This window comes from Enterococcus sp. 2STP (assembly GCF_032465635.1).
In the GTDB taxonomy this organism is placed as follows: domain Bacteria; phylum Bacillota; class Bacilli; order Lactobacillales; family Enterococcaceae; genus Enterococcus_B; species Enterococcus_B lactis.
In genome coordinates, this window is record NZ_JAWDJH010000015.1 from 173705 (window position 1) to 192079 (window position 18375).

Genomic DNA, 18375 nt, shown 5'->3' on the forward strand with positions numbered 1-18375 from the left:
TGTCTTATTCCGCCTGTCATTCCTCGATAATCCGACAATATAACTGACTCGTAATGACATAAAGCAAAAGATAGATAAGGATCAATAAGCCACTGACAAGATAAGCCAACCAATAATCGGCAGTTTTGATATACTGAGTGAAAACATTGATTGCAAATACTGCATGAGTGATTCCTAATATCATGGGTGGAAAAAAGGTAAGTGCGTTTTGCTCGAAAATCATCCTTCTAATTCTTCTTTGTGGTATCCCCAGTTTAGTCAATAGGTGATAATTTTCTTTTTCTTCCTCTGCTTCTGCTAATTGTCGAACGGTCAGAATACTGCCAGTAGCAATAATGACGATCATTCCGACAAACAGTGTGACAAAAATATTGATACCAATCCGCCGGTTGACTGCACGCAATTTTGAATAGCTGGAGGAGAAGTTCAACCGAGAACCTTCTTGACTAAATTGCGCTTCCTTCATTTTGTCATCTGGCAGTTTCTTTGTACTAATTTCTCCTTGCAGACGCCCATTTACGATATCATAAGAATAATAAATAGCATTGAGCCACTTTATCGACATTTCACTGCTCAGTCGTTCATCTATCTTTTCATTATTCCCACCTGACACATCCACATTGACTACTTGATAATCTACACCTTTTGCTTTTTCAAAAACGTTATCATCCACGACTAGTACAGGACTTAGATATACCATCGTTTCGTCACCTAATACACTTGGAAGCATTTGTTGAATCTTCAACTCTTGATTATCTGGCAATCCAATACTAGAACCATATAATGAAATATTCCGGAAAAGAGTTTGCATTTGATCAAGCAAAACAGTATGGTTAGGAGATTTCAAAGAAACGTTTGGCAAATCCGGATTAACTTTTCTGAAGGCTTGATATTCTGTTTCTGTGATCAGATTAGCAGTTTGAAACATAGGTTCTTCGAGATCTGGTCTGTAGATACTACCTATGACTTTATAATGCAAGGTGATTTCTTTAGTTATCTTCTGTCCTTCCTCTGCCAGAATAGGCTTGATTTTTTTTTCTGTCTCGACATCAAACTGATAGTCCATCGGGGAGGATACTTTCTCCTGATACGATAAAATAGTAGAAATACTAGCCGTACCGCCAATCGTCATTAAAGAAATTCCAAGAATGACTGTAATTAGAGAATTCGTCCGCCAGCTTTTGAGCAGGTGCACTTGTGTATTACCTATTATTAAAAAATTGATCCCATAGTAATAGAGCTTCCATTTACTCAATATGATCAAAAAGAGCCGAAATGTATAGCAGAAAAACAAATAAGTACCAATCACACAAATGAAAAAGATCAGAAAAGGCAAAAAGAGAATGAATGTCTCAAGGTAATGATGACTGATCATCCATGAAGTGATTTCTCTAAAATGACTAGCCCCAAAATATCCGCTCGTTAAAAGCAATAACCCAATGACAGCGAGTAATCGATGCCTTGTTCTGAAACGCATCGTTGAACTATCTGCTTGTTCTTTTTCTCCAAAACTTCGAATCATCGGGTAGCGCCAGATTTTCCATATCGAATACACAGATACTGCTAAAAGGATGATGAAAAAAGCAAATAAAGTATCTGCGACTGATGGAATGGAGATAAAAAACGGACTGTTAAGATCCATATCCATCATTCGAACCAAAATCATGGAAAAGAGTTTGGAGAAAATAATGCCGAGCAATATCCCAAAAATACAGGCAAATAACCCAATTATCATGATTTCCAATACATATATACCTGAAATTTGTAGTTTGTTCATACCAAAAAGTTGATAGATACCTATTTCTTTTTGTCTTCTATTCAAAAAAAATCGGTTGGCACTGAATACGAAAAAAAGTAAAACGACAGTAATGATCAGTCCGCCAAAACTCAATCCGCCATCTATCGAAGTATCTGGACTTGCTCTTCTAACTAAAGATTGATCATAGGTCATTGCGCTGAATGAATAATAAATCATCACGGATAAAGTCAAACTGAAAAAATAAACAAGATACCCTCGGGACTGCCGAAAAAAGCTTTTGACGGCTAATTTATACAGCATTCATTTTTCCTCCTCCACCAATCGTCGCCTGCATGTCGATTACTTTTTCAAAGAATTCTCTTCTTGTCCCTCTTCTCACAACTTCTGAAAAAATCACGCCGTCTTTAATAAATAAAATTCTGTCACAGTAGCTCGCTGTATATGGGTCATGGGTGACTAACAAGATTGTCGCTTTTTCTTTTTGATTCATAGTCTGTAAATAATTCAACAATTCTGTGGCCGACTTCGAATCTAGAGATCCAGTTGGTTCATCTGCAAAGATTACTTGTGGCTGAACAACAAGGGCTCTAGCGGCTGCAATTCGTTGTCGCTGACCGACAGAAAGCTCATCTGGATATCGTTTTAGCAGTTCTTCTATATTCAACAATTGAGCTACGTGTCTTACTCTCTTTTCCATCTCTTCCTTAGTCATCCGTTCAACTGCTAGGGGCAATAGGATATTGTCTTTGGCATTTAAAGTATCGATCAAATTGAATTCTTGAAAAATGAATCCTAGTTTTTTTCGGCGAAAGTCACTGAGCTCACTATTTTTCATTTTTGTGATTTCTTTTCCTTGGATCAAGACACTACCCATCGTAGGCAAATTAATCGTGGATAAAATATTCATCAACGTCGTCTTGCCTGCACCGCTTGGACCCATGATCCCAACAAATTCGCCTTCTTCTACTGTGAATGAGATATTATCTAAAGCTTTGACGGGAGAAAGTTTGCTACCGTAGCTTTTACTGAGATGTTTCACTTCGATCATCTTTTCCAATTCTTCTTCTCCTCTTTCATTTCTGTTTATTTGCATAGTAGCATATCTACGAACAATTTGCTCTTATGTTTTTGTCACTTTTTCTTAGCCTAAATAAAAAAATTTTATTCAATTATTTTATTCAGCTAAATTAAATATGCAAAAAATAAATCCATCAACTACAAGTTTTCACTTTTTTTCACAATAAAATATACACTACATATAGTATAGAAATCCAATTATACAGCGGATTGAATACTATATATAGCCGATAATTAGTTGCTCCTTCCTAAATTTTGTTTTATGATAGACAAGAACAATTTAGCAGGAGTTGAAGATAATGAAAGTAAATTATGAAGAGAAAACAGTCGTTACTCAGCAACCAGAGGCACACCAGATGAAAGTTATCAAACGAGATGGCCGCCATGTTGATTTCGATGAACAAAAGATCAACGAAGCACTAATCAAAGCTGAAAAGAAAATTCACGGCTCATTATCCCCACTTACTTACGAAAAAATCCAAATGATTGCAGACTTGGTTGTCCAAGAAATCAAAAGCCGATTTGCTGAAAATGTCAAGATCTATGAGATTCAAAACATCGTGGAACATATCTTATTAGAAAAAAACGAATATGAATTAGCAGAAGAGTATATTAATTACCGTACAAAACGGGATTTTGCTCGCAGTAAAGCGACAGATATCAACTTTTCGATTGAAAAACTAATCAACAAAGACCAGACTGTCGTGAATGAAAATGCAAATAAAGACAGTAATGTTTTCAATACACAGCGTGATTTAACAGCCGGCATCGTCGGAAAATCGATCGGACTGAAAATGTTGCCGCCACATATAGCAAATGCGCATCAAAAAGGTGATATCCATTACCATGATTTGGATTATCATCCTTACACACCGATGACAAATTGCTGCTTGATTGATTTCAAAGGTATGCTGAATAACGGTTTCAAAATTGGAAATGCGGAAGTGGAATCACCAAAATCTATCCAGACAGCGACAGCACAAATCTCACAGATCATTGCTAATGTTGCGTCAAGTCAATATGGTGGCTGTTCTGCCGACCGAACAGATGAATTGCTGGCTCCTTTTGCAGAATTGAACTATAAAAAACATCTAAAAGACGCGGAAGAATGGATCGATTCGCCAGAACGCCAAAAAGAATATGCAAAAGCAAAAACAAAAAAAGATATCTTCGATGCTATGCAAAGTTTGGAATATGAAATCAATACCTTATTTACTTCAAATGGGCAAACTCCTTTCACTTCATTAGGGTTTGGTTTGGGGGAAAACTGGTTTGAAAGAGAAATCCAAAAAGCGATTTTACAGATCCGAATCAATGGATTAGGGAGTGAAAAGCGAACAGCTATCTTCCCTAAACTGATCTTCACTTTAAAAAAAGGTGTAAACTTAAACCCTGAAGATCCTAATTACGACATCAAACAACTAGCATTGGAATGTGCAACGAAACGAATGTATCCTGATATTCTGAATTACGACAAAATCGTCGAATTAACTGGAAGTTTCAAAGTACCTATGGGCTGTCGTTCATTCTTGCAAGGATGGAAAGACGAAAATGGTCAAGAAGTAAATGTCGGACGAATGAATTTAGGTGTGGTTACATTGAATTTACCAAGAATCGCGATCGAATCAAAAGGAGATCAGAACAAATTCTGGCAGCTATTGTCTGACCGTTTAGAAATCATGAAAGATGCGCTTCTCTATCGTGTAGAACGTTGTAAAGAAGCCATTCCAGCAAATGCGCCAATCTTATACATGTATGGTGCTTTCGGAAAACGTCTTTCACGTACCGATTCTGTCAATGAATTATTCAAAAACCGTCGAGCTACTGTATCATTAGGCTACATTGGATTATATGAAGTTGCTTCAGCTTTCTTCGGTGGCGAATGGGAAACAAACCCAGAGGCAAAAGCTTTCACACTTGACATCGTCAAAGAATTAAAAGCCAATGCGGATGCATGGGGTGATGAATACGGTTATCATTTCAGCGTCTATTCAACACCAAGTGAAAGTCTGACTGATCGTTTCTGTCGTTTAGATACAGAAAAATTTGGTATCATCGAAAATATCACAGATAAAGAATATTATACAAACAGTTTCCACTATGATGTGCGTAAAAACCCAACGCCATTTGAAAAATTGGAATTTGAGAAGGATTATCCAAAATATTGTTCAGGTGGATTCATCCACTACTGTGAATACCCTATGCTCCAACAAAACCCGAAAGCCTTAGAAGCTGTATGGGATTTTGCATATGATAAAATCGGGTATCTTGGTACGAATACGCCAATTGACCATTGCTATCAATGTGGTTTTGAAGGTGATTTCAAACCAACAGAACGAGGCTTCGAATGTCCAGAATGTGGAAATCATGACCCAAAAACATGTGATGTAGTCAAACGTACTTGTGGTTATTTAGGAAATCCACAAGCTCGTCCGATGGTACATGGTCGCCACAAAGAAATTTCCTCACGTGTGAAACACATGAAATGAGGTTGTGAAAAAGCTGTCCTGCATCAAGTAATAAGAACAGCTAAACAAAAATAGCTCCTCCTATTTTTCGTTTAGTTGGGCTTATTACCGCAGATGCAAGCTTTTGAACACCGTTTAAGAAAGAGGTTGTGAAATCAGCGCCCTGACCTGAGTATTAGAGAAACAAAATGGAAAAATAGCTCCTCCTATTTTACCGTTTTTTGAGCTAATACCGAAGGTCAGCTGATTGAACACCGTTTAAGAAAGAGGTTGTGACAGAAGTGGTCAGCTTCAAGAAATAAGAAGGAATTTACGAAAATTGCTTCTCAAATTTTTGTGAAATTTCGGCTTATTTCCGAAGAAGCTACTTCTGGAACACCGTGAATCAGAGGTTGTGAGCCTGCCGTTCAGCTCCGAGTCACAAGGAAAAATTTCAAAAAACAGCTTTTCATGTTTGATGAATATTGTGATTTGTGACCGAGGAGTTGGTAGGAGAACACCGTTTATTCAGAATAAGGCGCTGTGACAAGTCTTTTTTCACCACTCTCTTTCAATGCTTTGTACCTTTGAACGCTCTCTATCAAAATAAGAACAAGCTTTTTTTGAACAATGGATTTAGGTCGGTTTGTTCTTATTTATGTGGTCGAGTAGATTTTATCTTCAATAGCTATATCTTTGAACCTTAAATGAAAGAAGTTTTTTTATGAGAAATCCAAAACCAAAAGAATGGTTAGCAAAAGACTACAGTCAAAACTATATTGCTGACTACAAACCGTTTAATTTTGTCGATGGTGAAGGTGTCCGTAACAGTCTTTACGTTAGTGGCTGCTTATTCGCCTGCGAAGGTTGCTTCAACAAAGCGGCGCAAAATTTTCGATATGGCAAACCATTCACACCTGAATTAGAAGAACAAATCATCGCTGACTTGCGCAACGATTACGTACAAGGACTGACTTTATTGGGCGGCGAGCCTTTTTTGAATACAGATGTTTGTTTGCAAGTCGTACGACGTATCCGAAAAGAGTTCGGTACGACAAAAGATATCTGGTCATGGACAGGCTATACCTTTGATGAATTGTTACAAGATTCAGAAGATAAATTAGAACTCCTTTCGCAAATCGATATCCTTGTTGACGGACGCTTTGAATTGAGCAAACGTGACCTAAAACTACAATTTCGCGGAAGCAGCAACCAGCGAATCATTGATGTCCAAAAATCTTTAGAATCCAACCAAGTTATGATTTGGGAAAAATGTACGGATGCAACAGAAACCTATGAACAAATCAAAAAACAAGACTTGATATAAAAACAGCTTTGAGAGAGAAAACGGATTTCCATTTTCAACTCTCAAAGCTGTTTTTATATTTCTTGATTTCCCCATAACGGAAGGACGATATTTTCATAGGTCATAGGGTCAAGATTCGTCAAGGTGATTCCTAACAATCGGATCCCTTTTTCTACTCCCAAGATTTCCTCCCATATAAGACTTGCTTGATAAAAGAGCGCTTCTTTTTTATAGATGTATTCTGGCAATGTCACTCTTTTGGTCACAGTAGAATAATCCGTGTACCTGACCTTCAAAACCACTGTTTTCCCATGTTTTTGGACTCTTCTCAGTGCTTCTTCTACTTTTTCAGCTAGTTGGCGCAACTGAGCCAGCACGTCTTCCTCCGTTTGCAATGGCTGTCCATACGTATGCTCTTTTCCCACAGATTTTCGCTCTCTTGTAACATTTACTGGAGAATCATGGATTCCTCTCACTTTACGATAAAGAGAATAGCCCATTTTTCCAAAATTTCGAATCAACATCATTTCTGTGCATTCATATAGGTCTTTTCCTGTATAAATCCCTAACTCATGCATTCTAGGTACAGTTTTCTTTCCTACTCCATGAAATTTTTCAATTGGCAAAGCTTTTAAAAATGGCACAGCATCTTGAGGTGCAACTACTGTGATCCCTCTAGGTTTTTGATAGTCTGATGCTAATTTGGCCAAAAACTTATTGTAACTTACTCCCGCAGAACATGTTAGCTGGACTCTTTCCCAAATATCTGCCTGGATCATTCGGGCGATTTTGATGGCTGACTTGCAATTGATTTTGTTTTCGGTCACATCAAGATACGCTTCATCGATACTAACTGGTTCTACAATGTCTGTATAATGATAGAATACTTCCCGTACTTGTTTGGAAATCTCGCTGTATTTATGATGGTCGCCAGGCTTAAAGATGGCTTGCGGGCAAAGCTCATACGCTTTTTGTGCACTCATTGCTGAATGAATTCCGAATTTTCTTGCTTCATAATTTGCCGTAGTCACTACTCCACGCCCACCAGTGTCACTGGGATGTCTAGCAATTACTAATGGATGCCCACGAAACTCAGGATGATCTCGTTCTTCAACAGAAGCGAAAAAAGCATCCATATCGATATGAATGATTTTTCTTGATGTATCATTATGTAAAGGAAATTGCAGCTCCATCATCCTCACCTCTTAGCCATTATACAGGAACATTAGTTCGCGTTCAAGAGGTTTGAGAAGTTAGTAGCTGTTTTCCACATTGTCGCTTCATTGTATACTACTTATACTATTTCAGTCTAATTCGTGATATTGACGGTAAACTTCTTGTTTTTTCAGTCCATTTTTAAGCGCTACTGCTTTGATAGCAGCATTTGGCTTTTCGCCTGATGCAATCTTTGCTTCTACTTGTTCTTTTAAGGATCCCTGCTCTTCATCCACTTCTGTCCCTGTCGTTTCAAACCAATTTCCTTCTACAAGCAGACAACATTCCCCCTTTACTGGATGTTCTTCGATATATGCAAGTAGTTCTTCTGTACTTCCTCTAAGGTATTCTTCATGGATCTTTGTCAATTCTCGACACAAAACGACTTGGCGATTACCAAAAATGTCTAAGAAATTCGTCAACGTAGCTGTGATCCGATAAGGTGACTCATAGAAAATCAGCGTAGCTGTTTGTTCTTTTAGCTTTTCCAATGTTTCTTTCTGTTCTTTTTTCTTGCGTGGAAGGAAGCCATAAAATAAAAATGGTTGAGGCACTAGCCCTGAAGCAATCAAAGCCGTCATCCCAGCTGTAGGTCCTGGGATAGAGATCACAGAAATCCCTTCTTTTATGCAGGCTAAAACTAGCTCATGTCCAGGATCGCTGATGGAAGGCATTCCTGCGTCACTGACTTGAGCAATCGTTTTTCCTTCTTTTAACAAAGCAATCAATTGAGGGACACGTTCTTTATAATTATGTTCATGTAAACTTTTTTGGGGCGTATGAATCTCGAAGTGATTCAATAATTTTTGTGTATTACGCGTATCTTCGCTTGCGATAAGGTCTGCTTCTTGTAGCATACGAACACTTCTGTAGCTCATATCTTCTAGATTTCCGATTGGCGTCGGTACAAGATATAAATTCCCGTATACTGGATTTCCTTTGAAACTTTTTTGATTATACATCTGTCACAATCTCCTTAATAAAAAAACTGGAGCAGTCTTTCTCCGCTCCAGTCTCCTCTTGTTATTGATCATCGACCGCTTTCGCGATAGATCACTTCTAGACAAAACGCACAAGGCTCGTCATTGTCCCGTCTTGATCCATATAAATCGTAGCAGACATGGAAGCCTTCTTCATAAATTTTTTCAAGATTCATACGAGACTTGGAAAGTTCTTGCTTCACATTTTCAGCTGGAGCTTGTGCAACTTGGTTCAATTCCCGAAGATGTTCTCGCAAACGTTGATTTTCCATCTCCAAAGTCGTATTTTTTTCTACGATTTCATGCAAAGCATGCTTCATTTCAACAAGTTCTGTTAATGTATTTCTCAACTCTGATTCTAACTGATTCAATCCGTCGTATAATGATCTCTTATCCATTTATCTCACCTACTTGGATAAATTCTTTCAATTCATCCCATTCATATTCGACAGGATTTTCCCGTCCAGTCAGCCGAATACTAACGATACGGCTAAGCAGATTCAACCCTACGACTTTCCCTTTACCATCAGGTGTAACAATTACTTTTCCAAAGTCAGGGAGTTCTTTTTTTGCTGTCTCGTATTCTTCGCTCTCATATTGTAGACAGCACATCAAGCGTCCGCATAAACCGGAAATTTTTGTTGGGTTCAAAGATAAGCTTTGATCTTTTGCCATTTTGATCGATACGGGCACGAAATCGCCTAAAAAAGAAGAACAGCATAATGGACGCCCACATGGACCAATTCCGCCTATTATCTTCGCTTCATCGCGTACACCAATTTGTCGAAGCTCAATACGAGTACGAAATACAGCGGCTAGATCCTTTACCAATTCTCTAAAGTCGATTCGCCCGTCCGCCGTAAAAGAAAAAATCAGTTTGTTTCGATCAAATGTATATTCAGCTTTGATTATTTTCATTTCCAGCTCACGCAACTGCACTTTTTCTTTTGCGATTTGCAATGCATCACGCGCATCTTCTTTATTTTTTTTGTCTTTTTCTAGTTCAGCTTTTGATGCTTTATGCAAGATTGGACGAATAGCTTCAGGAAGGTCATTGGGATCAATCTCTTTTTTAGGAAGGACAACAGTAGCAATATGTAAGGATTGCTGAGATTCGACTAATACCTTGTCATTATAAATATATTCAGAGTCTCCTGGTGCAAAATAATAGATATGACCTGCATCTCTATATCGGACACCTACTACTTCTACCATTTCCATCCTCCTTGATTCTCGTCCTCTGCGGCAAGCTAAAAAATCGTCTGCAAAACGAACTGTTCCGCAACAGCTTGAAAACCGACATTGCTACGTAGTTTCTGCTCTGCGATCAATATTCGTTCAATTATCTGGTTTATCTGTTTCACTTTGCCATATTCGCCTTTCGCTACTGCTTGACGCTGTGCTTCCTGATAATAAAACATCAGGACAGATAATCCTGTAAACTGCTGTGTTTTTTCTTTAAATGATTTCACTAATTTTTTTTGGACATAGATAAAGGCTTGAGTGTCTTGCTTTTGCAAGTAAACGAACCATTGATAAATCAAGTCCTTAGCATCATTAAACCATTCATCTTGAGAGATTTCAACTGCTTTTCCTAAACTGTTTGTTAAGAAAGCCAAAAGTTTTGATTTTTCTAATGGAATCTGCTCTTCTTGCAATCGATGGATCAATGCTTCTTTTGAAAGTTCTTGAAAATGCAGCACTTGACAACGGGATTGAATAGTAGGGAGAATCCTTCCTACTGCGTCTGTCTCTAATACCGCTAAAAAATCTCCCGGTGGTTCTTCCAAAAATTTCAACAGACTGTTTGCCGCACTGCTATTCATTTTTTCAGCTTCTTTAATCAAAAAAACCTTTTTTCTTGATTCATATCCGCTGCGACTGAATTCCGTCTGCAAACGTCTGATCTGGTCAACTTTGATTGTTTGTCCGTCCGGTTCGATAACCAGAACATCTGGATGTTCTTTCTTTTCGATCCGCTGACAATTGTTGCATTTTCCGCAAGGCTGATTGTCTTCCATTTGGGTACAGAACAGGTGCTGTGCGAGCCACACACCTACTTCATGTTTTCCTGTTCCTTTTTCTCCTTCAAAAAGATAAGCATGAGCGAGACGCCCATGCTCAAAACTCCGTTGAAGCTGCTGATACACGATCGGTTGCATTTGAGCCAAGTTTATTTCTTGATTCATAGCTCAGCTCCTCCTAAAATTGATGGAATCCTTCAACAGGTAAGACGAAGACTGTTGCACCGCCTACTTCTACTTCTACTGGATAAGGGACGCCCCCATCCATCGAAATATCCAATGTAACAGGTGTAGATACAAATTGTTTTCTTGATTCACACGTTTTTTTGATGATTTCCAATGCTTCTTCTACTCGATCATCTTCAATACCCACGATAAACGTGCTGTTTCCAGCCTTAAGGAAGCCGCCTGTCGATGATAATTTTGTGGCACGGATATTTGCATCAATCAATTCATTTGATAAACGGTTGCTGTCTTTGTCTTGGATAATCGCTAAAATAATTTTCATAAACGTTCACCTTCCTAGTTTTCAAAAAATTGCGGATATTGTTCAATAATTGTATGATAACTTGTTTGCAGCACTTCTTCAAAGCTTTTTCTTGCATCAACTTTGTGGATTCTTTCCGGATTCTCTTCTGCCAGCTTTAAGTAAGCATGTCGTACACGCTGGTGGAATTCCAAACCTTCCGAATCTAAACGGTCGATTTGGTTTTGTCTGTTTTTCTTGATTCTTCTTAATCCGGTGTCTGAATCTACGTCAAGATAAAGGGTAAAATCTGGCGTAGTACCTTCTGTAGCAAACTCATTCAACCGAGCAATCTCGGTAACACCGATGCGTCGGCCTGCACCTTGATAAGCAAGAGAACTGTCGACAAATCTGTCGCATAAAACGATTTTCCCTTTTGCCAGAGCAGGCAAGACCTTTTCGACTAGATGCTGTCTTCTTGCCGCCGCATAAAGTAGTGCTTCCGTGCGTTCATCCATCCGATCATTTTTTGGATCCAGGATCACCGCTCGAATCTCTTCAGCAATCGGGATGCCTCCCGGTTCTCTTGTTTGAATGATTTCTGTTTTTGCTACTTCTTTCAAAAGAGGGAAAAGTTCATTCAAGATGCTGGTTTTTCCTGCACCATCAGGCCCCTCGATTGTAATAAATAGTCCGTTCACATTGTTGCCCCCATCTCTTATGCTGCTTCTATATTGTATCTGAAAAAACATTTAATTAGAAATTTATAACTCGCGTCTTCCTTCGACAGCTTTCAATAACGTGACTTCATCTGCGTACTCGATATCAGAGCCTACAGACAACCCATGTGCTAAACGTGTTACTTTGATACCGGCTGGTTTAATTAGACGTGAGAGATACATTGCTGTTGCTTCTCCTTCTGTTGTCGCATTTGTTGCGATGATCACTTCTTTTACATCTGCATCATGCAGCCGCTGCAGCAGCGAAGAAATATTGATATCTTCTGGACCTGTCCCTTCCATCGGTGATAACACACCATGGAGTACATGATAAAGTCCGTGATATTCCCGCATTTTTTCCATCGCCATTACATCTTTCGGCTCTTCGACCACTAGGATAATGCTGCGATCACGTGAAGGGTTTCTACATATTTCGCAAGGATCTTCTTCTGTGATGTTTCCGCAGACACTGCAAAAGTGTAAATCTCGTTTTACACTTAACAAAGATTTAGCAAATTCATTCACTACTTCATCTTTCATATCGATTGTATAAAACGCGAGTCTTGTCGCTGTTTTCTGGCCGATTCCTGGAAGTTTCATATAGCTGTCGATCAGTTTCGCAATTGGTTCTGGATATTGCATATTCATTACTCCTTCAGTTTAAAACTAAAATCCTGGTAACCCTTTTGCGTATTTCCCTAATTTTTTCTCAGTTTCCACATCAATTTGTGTGATTGCGTCATTGACTGCCATTACGACAAGATCTTGAAGCATCTCAATATCATCAGGATCAACGACTTCTTCATTGATTTGGATATCCTTCATGCGGCGATCACCTGTAAACACGGCTTTGACCAATTCATTAGTGGCTTTACCTGTAAATTCTGTTTTATTTAGCAGCTCTTGTGCTTCCGCCATTTCTTTTTGCATTTTTTGTACTTGTTTCATCATGCCTTGCATATTGCCCATTCCACGCATCATAATTATCTACTCCTTTTTTCTTAATCATCTACTACTGTAACAGCCTCGGAACCAAAAAGTTCCTCTGCTTTTACTACAAGTGTTTCTTCTGGTACTTCCTGTTCTTGAGGGAGTAATTCGATTTCTCCTTCTGATTCTTCAGAAGCAAAAGAATTTTCTGTTCCCTCTTCTTGTGCTTGCGTCAAATAATTTTTTCGAAGTTCCGGCCAACTTTCTCTTGTGATATAAACCGGATCAGGCGCATAGTCTTTGATCATTCGGCTTAAATTATTGTGTACCGAAAGCTGCAGTTCTTCGTCGTTTGCTGCTCTTTGACAAACAATCTCATAATCAAATGCAATCACTAATCCTGTAGGGCCAGCTGCAACTGGTTCACTTGCTTTAAGCATTGCCCGCTGAGTGACAGAGAGGCTCATCAGCAAATCTTCCCATACTTCTTTTACTTGGTTCAGATGCTGTCTTGTCGCTTCCCGCAGAACTTTATATACCCGTTCCGTCGGTACCCGATACGTACTTGTTTGTTTTTTGTGATTCGTCTGCTGTACTGGCTGTACTTTTATATTCGTAGTTCCTGTGTTACTACGAAGTTCTTTGATTTCGTTTCTCAGTTCCTTGATCTCTTGTTGCAGCTGTTTTACGATCTGATCATCTGCTAATGCCATTTTTGCTGAAGGAACAGAAGCAGACGGTAGCTGTGCGAGTTTGACTGTAGCGACTTCCAAATAAATAGCGGCACTATTAGTAAATCGGATTTCATTTTGTGTATCGCTCAAAATCTTTATCATTGAAAATAGCTGATCCGCTGAAACAGTTTGTGCCAATTCTGTAAATGTACTTCTGATCGTACTTGATTGTTCTTCAACTAGATTGGGCGCTTGCTGATACATCAGCAGATCACGGCAGTATTGTAACATATCCTCTAGAAAGCGACGTGATTCTTTGCCGGCTGCGAGAATTTGATTCAACGCTTCCAATGCTTCTGGTACTTCTTTTTTCACGCAAGCACTCAAGTAGCTGTCCATCATTTCGTCTGTCAAGCTGCCTGTTACTTGCATGGCATCATCTAAAGTAATCGTTCCTTCACTAAATGAGATTGCCTGATCAAGAATACTCAATGCATCCCGCATCCCGCCTTCTGCGGAACGGGCAATCACATTCAATGCAGCTGGTTCATAGCTGATAGTCGATTCTTTTAAGATAAATTCAAGATGTTCGACAATATCTGCCGTATTGATCCGTTTAAAATCAAATCGTTGGGTTCGTGAAATGATCGTAGCTGGTATTTTGTGAGGTTCGGTCGTTGCTAAGATGAATATGACACTTTCTTTTGGCTCTTCCAATGTTTTCAACAAGGCATTGAAAGCTCCTGTTGAAAGCATATGTACCTCATCAATAATGTACACTTTGTACGCTGCCTTTGTAGGCGCATAATTTGCCCGATCACGGATAAATCGGATTTCTTCGACTCCATTATTGCTGGCAGCATCGATTTCGATCACATCTTCTTGCGTACCAGCAGTGATTGATCGACACATTTCGCATTCGTTGCATGGTTCACCGTCTTTACTGTTCGGACAGTTGATTGCTTTTGCGAAAATCTTTGCTGCACTTGTCTTTCCGGTTCCTCTGGGTCCTGTAAACAAATAGGCATGTGAGGTTTTGTGGGAAACAATAGCATTTTTTAGTGTCTGTGTCACAGCTTTTTGTCCAACGATGTCTTCGAAACGCTGCGAACGCCAGACTCGATAAAGTGCTTGATATGCCATAAGGATCCCCCTTTTTTAAAAAATTCACTATCTCTTATTATACGTGATATTGGGTAAAAAAACTACTATCCTTCTCGGCTTTTTCAGGTATTTAATCAATACGCAAGTTTCCATTTCAATTCCGTCTCTAGTCCGAGAAGTTTCACTTCTTCCTATGGTATAATAAATAAACAATAATTGTTTGGCATTAGCTGAATCAGAGGAGGAATTTTTTATGGGTCTTATCAAAGCAGCAACAAGTATGGTCGGCGGCGGTCTGGCAGATCAATGGCTAGAAGTCATCGAACCAGACAATATGAGTGATACAACGGTTATGACGAAAGGTGTCAAAGTTCGCAAAGATGACAAACGTGGCTCCAATCGTAAAGGAACAGAAGATGTTTTGACAGACGGAACAGTCGTCCATGTCTATCCAAACATGATGATGCTTTTAGTCGATGGTGGAAAAATCATCGATTATACCGCTGAGGAAGGGTATTACACCATTAAAAATGACGCAGCTCCTTCCATGTTCAACGGAACACTAAAAGAAGCAATTGCTGAAACATTTGACCGATTTAAATTTGGTGGCGTTACACCGCAGAAACAACAAGTTTTTTATATTAACCTCCAAGAAATAAAGGGAATCAAATTCGGTACGAGTGCGCCATTGAACTACTTTGATAATTTCTATAACGCAGAATTATTCTTACGGGCACATGGTACTTATTCTATTCATGTCGTTGACCCGATTTTATTTTATACAAACGCAATTCCTAAAAACAAAACACAAGTAGAAATCAATGATATCAACGAGCAATACTTAGCTGAATTCCTAACAGCATTGCAATCAGCAATCAATCAGATGTCTGCGGATGGACAACGGATTTCTTATGTACCATCTAAGAGTTTGGAGTTAAGCAAATACATGGATACTGCATTGGATGATTCTTGGCGCGAGTTGCGAGGGATGGAGATCGTCTCTGTCGCTGTGGCCAGCATTTCTTACACAGATGATTCTGTGAAACTAATCAATATGCGTAACGAAGGGGCAATGCTAGGTGATCCTAGCGTACGTGAAGGATACGTGCAAGGTTCCATTGCCCGTGGAATGGAAGCAGCCGGAAAAAATGAAGCAGGAGCAATGACTGGCTTTATGGGCGTAGGTATGGGAATGAATGCAAATGGCTCTTACCTTTCCCAAGCGGCTCAAAACAACCAAGAACAAATCAAGCAACAAGCTGAAAAACAAAATCAACAAGCCGCACAAGGGAATGCAGATACTTGGACGTGTCCAGTCTGTGGGACAGAAAATTCCGGAAAATTCTGTTCCAACTGTGGCGCTGCCAAACCAGTAGAAAACGCTCAGCCTAAGCTACAGATGCGTTGCAGCGAATGTAACGAAATTGTGGATCTTTCCAACGGTATCCCTAAATTCTGTCCAAACTGCGGCAAACCGTTTAAAGGAATCCCCGTTGATTAATTTATTGAGAAAGGTGTGCAGCTGATGGATGTTCTGACACATAAATGTCCTAATTGCGGCGGTCCGTTGACTTTTGATCCTAAAGACCAAAAATTTCATTGCGAATACTGCCTGAATATCTATACCGAAGAAGAAGTCAGCCAATATGAGCAGAAGCAAAAAGAAGCGCGTATGGCTGGCGAAGAGAACAAAGAAGAACCTTCGCCTACAGAAGATTTTACTTTTACAGCCCAAGAACAGCTTACCGACATGAGTGAAGCCGAGCGCAAAGCGTTTGACGAGGCAGGCGGTTTTTCAGATACAGCGGACGAAGCTGCAGGTAATACTGTAGCGATGGATCTTTTCCTTTGTCCCAACTGTGGTGCAGAGATTGTAACCGATGCGACCACTGCTGCGACTTATTGTTACTACTGCCATAATCCCGTCGTACTATCGGGACGTTTAAGCGGAGAATTCTTGCCAAACAAAGTACTTCCTTTTGCTGTCGAGAAAGAAGAAGCAATCAATAGATTTCTCGCTTGGACCAAGAAAAAATGGTTTGTTCCAAAAGCTTTTTTCAATAAAGACCAAATCGATAAGCTGACGGGTGTATATTTCCCTTATTGGGCTACAGATGCTGAAGTAGATGGCACAATGCAGGCAAACGGCACCGTTATCCGCATTTGGCGAATAGGTGACATCGAATACACAGAAACGAAGCAATTTGCTGTTTCAAGAGCAGGCAAACTTTCTTTTAAAGAACTAGTAAAAAATGCCTTATCAAAAAATACGCAACAAAAGATGGTCGAAGGTGTGCAACCTTTCCCGTTAGATAAAGCAATTGATTTTAAAAGCCAGTATTTAGCCGGGTTCCAAGCAGAAAAAAGAGATATCGAATACGAGGCAATCAAATCGCAAATCCAATCTGAATTAAAAGACTATTCAGAGAAGCTGTTAAAAGATACTGCCAATGGGTATACAACATTGACAGGTGTCCGAACCTCTGCTTCAATCACAAATGAAGTAAATAATTACGTATTGTTGCCGGTATGGCTCGTTACTTATCGAAGCAATGACTCAAGTAAAAAAGTCTACTACTATGCAATGAATGGACAAACAGGAAAAGTCAGCGGTGTCCTGCCGATTAGCCAGAAAAAATTAGGACTGACTGCTCTTGGGATTTTCGTTGGATTAGCGATCCTCTTTCTGATCGGAGGTTACTTGATATGATGAAAAAATTCTTTTTGTTCTTTCTTTTGCTAGTAAGTGTTAGTTGGCCAGTGGCTACTCATGCGGATACAGCGACGGTAAATGACGAGGCTGGGTTGTTCACTACAGATCAAATCCAATCTTTGGAACAACAGGCAGAAAAGCTGAATGAAAAAATCAAGGGACGAGTCTTGATCGTCACAACTACTTCTAATTCAGAAGAACCAAGAGACTTTGCCGATAATTACTTAAGAAAGGCAGTCGGAAATGATCAAAATGGCTCAGTTTTGCTATTGGATATGGGACAGCGTGAAATCTACATTTCGACTTCTGGTAATATGATCGATTATTTGACTGACAGTAGAATCGATTCGATCTTAGATGATGTTTATGATCAGATGACGAATGCTGCCTACTACGATGCTGCAAAAGCGTACTTGTCTAAATCAGCCACATATGTGGAAGACGGAGTTCCAGGGGGACATTATCGTGTAGATGAAGAAACTGGCAAAATCACACGCTATAAAGTTTTGACGACAGTGGAAATCATCATTGCTGTTGTTTTGGCTCTTATCCTTAGTCTTGTCTTTTATTTTGTGACTGTTTCGCGTTATCAATTGAAATCAGGCATCTACAAATATCCGTTCCGAGAAAAATCCAGTATCAAATTAACTGAAAAAACCGATCGTCTGACAAATTCTTTTGTCACGACAAGAAGAATCCCCAAAAGCCCACCTCCTGGAAGCGGCGGTGGCGGAAGTACTACCCACTCTAGCGGTGGCGGGACTTTTGGCGGTGGCGGAAGAAGTTTCTAAAAATAGCTAAATGAATGTTCGCAACAAAAGGGCTGTGACACGATTTTTGTCACAGCCCTTTTGTTGCGAATAAACGGTGTTCAAAAGCTTGCATCCGCGGTAATAAGTCCAGCCAAGTAAAAACATTAGGAACTGTTTTTACTTGGCTGTTCTTATTACTTGATGCAGAA

Annotated in this window: 17 protein-coding genes; 5 read left to right on the forward strand and 12 right to left on the reverse strand. The window is 39.4% G+C overall.

The annotated features are described in order from the left end of the window. Nucleotides 1–16: 16 nt before the first annotated feature. Both RWU19_RS06215 and RWU19_RS06220 read right to left on the reverse strand, forming a co-directional pair. Nucleotides 17–2059 carry an ABC transporter permease gene (locus RWU19_RS06215; RefSeq protein ID WP_104764844.1) on the reverse strand — a complete coding sequence of 681 codons (2043 nt, stop codon included), beginning with the start codon at nt 2057–2059 and terminating at the stop codon, nt 17–19. Further along, nucleotides 2049–2816 carry an ABC transporter ATP-binding protein gene (locus tag RWU19_RS06220; protein ID WP_002310242.1) on the reverse strand — a complete coding sequence of 256 codons (768 nt, stop codon included), beginning with the start codon at nt 2814–2816 and terminating at the stop codon, nt 2049–2051. The genes RWU19_RS06215 and RWU19_RS06220 overlap by 11 nt, the downstream gene beginning before the upstream one ends. Before the next feature lie 319 nt (nt 2817–3135). Here RWU19_RS06220 and nrdD point away from each other — a divergent pair, with 319 nt between their 5' ends. Both nrdD and nrdG read left to right on the forward strand, forming a co-directional pair. Then, nucleotides 3136–5325, forward strand: coding sequence for an anaerobic ribonucleoside-triphosphate reductase (gene nrdD / locus RWU19_RS06225; protein ID WP_002292349.1), 2190 nt, complete (start codon nt 3136–3138; stop codon nt 5323–5325). 682 nt (nt 5326–6007) lie between these two features. Further along, nucleotides 6008–6610, forward strand: a complete 603-nt coding sequence (gene nrdG, locus RWU19_RS06230; RefSeq protein ID WP_002292348.1) for an anaerobic ribonucleoside-triphosphate reductase activating protein — start codon at nt 6008–6010, stop codon at nt 6608–6610. A 53-nt stretch (nt 6611–6663) separates the two neighbouring features. On the opposite strand, the gene dinB is transcribed toward nrdG, so the two are convergent. From dinB to dnaX, 10 genes are all read right to left on the reverse strand, one after another. Then, nucleotides 6664–7785: a DNA polymerase IV gene (dinB, locus tag RWU19_RS06235; protein ID WP_123838085.1), complete on the reverse strand. Its 1122-nt coding sequence runs from the start codon at nt 7783–7785 to the stop codon at nt 6664–6666. Between the two features lie 108 nt (nt 7786–7893). Continuing rightward, nucleotides 7894–8766 (reverse strand): 16S rRNA (cytidine(1402)-2'-O)-methyltransferase, encoded by an 873-nt coding sequence (rsmI, locus tag RWU19_RS06240; protein WP_123838084.1) that lies wholly within the window; start codon nt 8764–8766, stop codon nt 7894–7896. A gap of 68 nt (nt 8767–8834) precedes the next feature. Beyond that, nucleotides 8835–9182: a DNA replication initiation control protein YabA gene (locus RWU19_RS06245; protein ID WP_002288076.1), complete on the reverse strand. Its 348-nt coding sequence runs from the start codon at nt 9180–9182 to the stop codon at nt 8835–8837. After that, complete coding sequence (locus RWU19_RS06250) at nt 9175–9999, reverse strand: stage 0 sporulation family protein (protein WP_002292343.1); 825 nt, start codon at nt 9997–9999, stop codon at nt 9175–9177. Before RWU19_RS06250 ends, RWU19_RS06245 begins: the two co-directional genes overlap by 8 nt. Nucleotides 10000–10034: 35 nt before the next feature. Further along, nucleotides 10035–10973 (reverse strand): DNA polymerase III subunit delta', encoded by a 939-nt coding sequence (gene holB, locus RWU19_RS06255; RefSeq protein WP_002292342.1) that lies wholly within the window; start codon nt 10971–10973, stop codon nt 10035–10037. A 13-nt stretch (nt 10974–10986) separates the two neighbouring features. Then, nucleotides 10987–11316: a cyclic-di-AMP receptor gene (locus tag RWU19_RS06260; RefSeq protein ID WP_002292340.1), complete on the reverse strand. Its 330-nt coding sequence runs from the start codon at nt 11314–11316 to the stop codon at nt 10987–10989. Nucleotides 11317–11330: 14 nt separating this feature from the next. After that, nucleotides 11331–11975, reverse strand: a complete 645-nt coding sequence (tmk, locus tag RWU19_RS06265; RefSeq protein ID WP_002292339.1) for a dTMP kinase — start codon at nt 11973–11975, stop codon at nt 11331–11333. A gap of 63 nt (nt 11976–12038) precedes the next feature. After that, nucleotides 12039–12635: a recombination mediator RecR gene (recR, locus tag RWU19_RS06270; RefSeq protein WP_002329007.1), complete on the reverse strand. Its 597-nt coding sequence runs from the start codon at nt 12633–12635 to the stop codon at nt 12039–12041. Nucleotides 12636–12659: 24 nt separating this feature from the next. Further along, a complete protein-coding gene (locus RWU19_RS06275; RefSeq protein WP_002329006.1) occupies nt 12660–12974 on the reverse strand; it encodes a YbaB/EbfC family nucleoid-associated protein in 315 nt (104 codons plus the stop codon). Between the two features lie 20 nt (nt 12975–12994). After that, nucleotides 12995–14740 carry a DNA polymerase III subunit gamma/tau gene (gene dnaX, locus RWU19_RS06280; protein ID WP_123838083.1) on the reverse strand — a complete coding sequence of 582 codons (1746 nt, stop codon included), beginning with the start codon at nt 14738–14740 and terminating at the stop codon, nt 12995–12997. A 214-nt stretch (nt 14741–14954) separates the two neighbouring features. Between dnaX and RWU19_RS06285 the strand changes: the two genes are divergently transcribed. The 3 genes from RWU19_RS06285 to RWU19_RS06295 are packed head-to-tail and all read left to right on the forward strand — an operon-like array spanning nt 14955 to nt 18205. Continuing rightward, nucleotides 14955–16202 carry an SPFH domain-containing protein gene (locus RWU19_RS06285; RefSeq protein ID WP_002315432.1) on the forward strand — a complete coding sequence of 416 codons (1248 nt, stop codon included), beginning with the start codon at nt 14955–14957 and terminating at the stop codon, nt 16200–16202. A gap of 24 nt (nt 16203–16226) precedes the next feature. Further along, nucleotides 16227–17411, forward strand: coding sequence for a hypothetical protein (locus tag RWU19_RS06290; protein WP_002315433.1), 1185 nt, complete (start codon nt 16227–16229; stop codon nt 17409–17411). Further along, entirely contained in the window at nt 17408–18205 is a 798-nt protein-coding gene (locus RWU19_RS06295; RefSeq protein WP_002315434.1) for a TPM domain-containing protein, read from the forward strand. Before RWU19_RS06290 ends, RWU19_RS06295 begins: the two co-directional genes overlap by 4 nt. Nucleotides 18206–18375: the final 170 nt, after the last annotated feature.

What these genes read in the sequence shown, in the direction of transcription:
- RWU19_RS06215 (WP_104764844.1), bottom strand. Translation starts at nt 2,059, where the DNA reads ATGCTGTATAAATTAGCCGTCAAAAGCTTTTTTCGGCAGTCCCGAGGG.
- nrdD (WP_002292349.1), top strand. Translation starts at nt 3,136, where the DNA reads ATGAAAGTAAATTATGAAGAGAAAACAGTCGTTACTCAGCAACCAGAG.
- nrdG (WP_002292348.1), top strand. Translation starts at nt 6,008, where the DNA reads ATGAGAAATCCAAAACCAAAAGAATGGTTAGCAAAAGACTACAGTCAA.
- dinB (WP_123838085.1), bottom strand. Translation starts at nt 7,785, where the DNA reads ATGATGGAGCTGCAATTTCCTTTACATAATGATACATCAAGAAAAATC.
- rsmI (WP_123838084.1), bottom strand. Translation starts at nt 8,766, where the DNA reads ATGTATAATCAAAAAAGTTTCAAAGGAAATCCAGTATACGGGAATTTA.
- RWU19_RS06245 (WP_002288076.1), bottom strand. Translation starts at nt 9,182, where the DNA reads ATGGATAAGAGATCATTATACGACGGATTGAATCAGTTAGAATCAGAG.
- RWU19_RS06250 (WP_002292343.1), bottom strand. Translation starts at nt 9,999, where the DNA reads ATGGTAGAAGTAGTAGGTGTCCGATATAGAGATGCAGGTCATATCTAT.
- holB (WP_002292342.1), bottom strand. Translation starts at nt 10,973, where the DNA reads ATGAATCAAGAAATAAACTTGGCTCAAATGCAACCGATCGTGTATCAG.
- RWU19_RS06260 (WP_002292340.1), bottom strand. Translation starts at nt 11,316, where the DNA reads ATGAAAATTATTTTAGCGATTATCCAAGACAAAGACAGCAACCGTTTA.
- recR (WP_002329007.1), bottom strand. Translation starts at nt 12,635, where the DNA reads ATGCAATATCCAGAACCAATTGCGAAACTGATCGACAGCTATATGAAA.
- RWU19_RS06275 (WP_002329006.1), bottom strand. Translation starts at nt 12,974, where the DNA reads ATGATGCGTGGAATGGGCAATATGCAAGGCATGATGAAACAAGTACAA.
- dnaX (WP_123838083.1), bottom strand. Translation starts at nt 14,740, where the DNA reads ATGGCATATCAAGCACTTTATCGAGTCTGGCGTTCGCAGCGTTTCGAA.
- RWU19_RS06285 (WP_002315432.1), top strand. Translation starts at nt 14,955, where the DNA reads ATGGGTCTTATCAAAGCAGCAACAAGTATGGTCGGCGGCGGTCTGGCA.
- RWU19_RS06290 (WP_002315433.1), top strand. Translation starts at nt 16,227, where the DNA reads ATGGATGTTCTGACACATAAATGTCCTAATTGCGGCGGTCCGTTGACT.
- RWU19_RS06295 (WP_002315434.1), top strand. Translation starts at nt 17,408, where the DNA reads ATGATGAAAAAATTCTTTTTGTTCTTTCTTTTGCTAGTAAGTGTTAGT.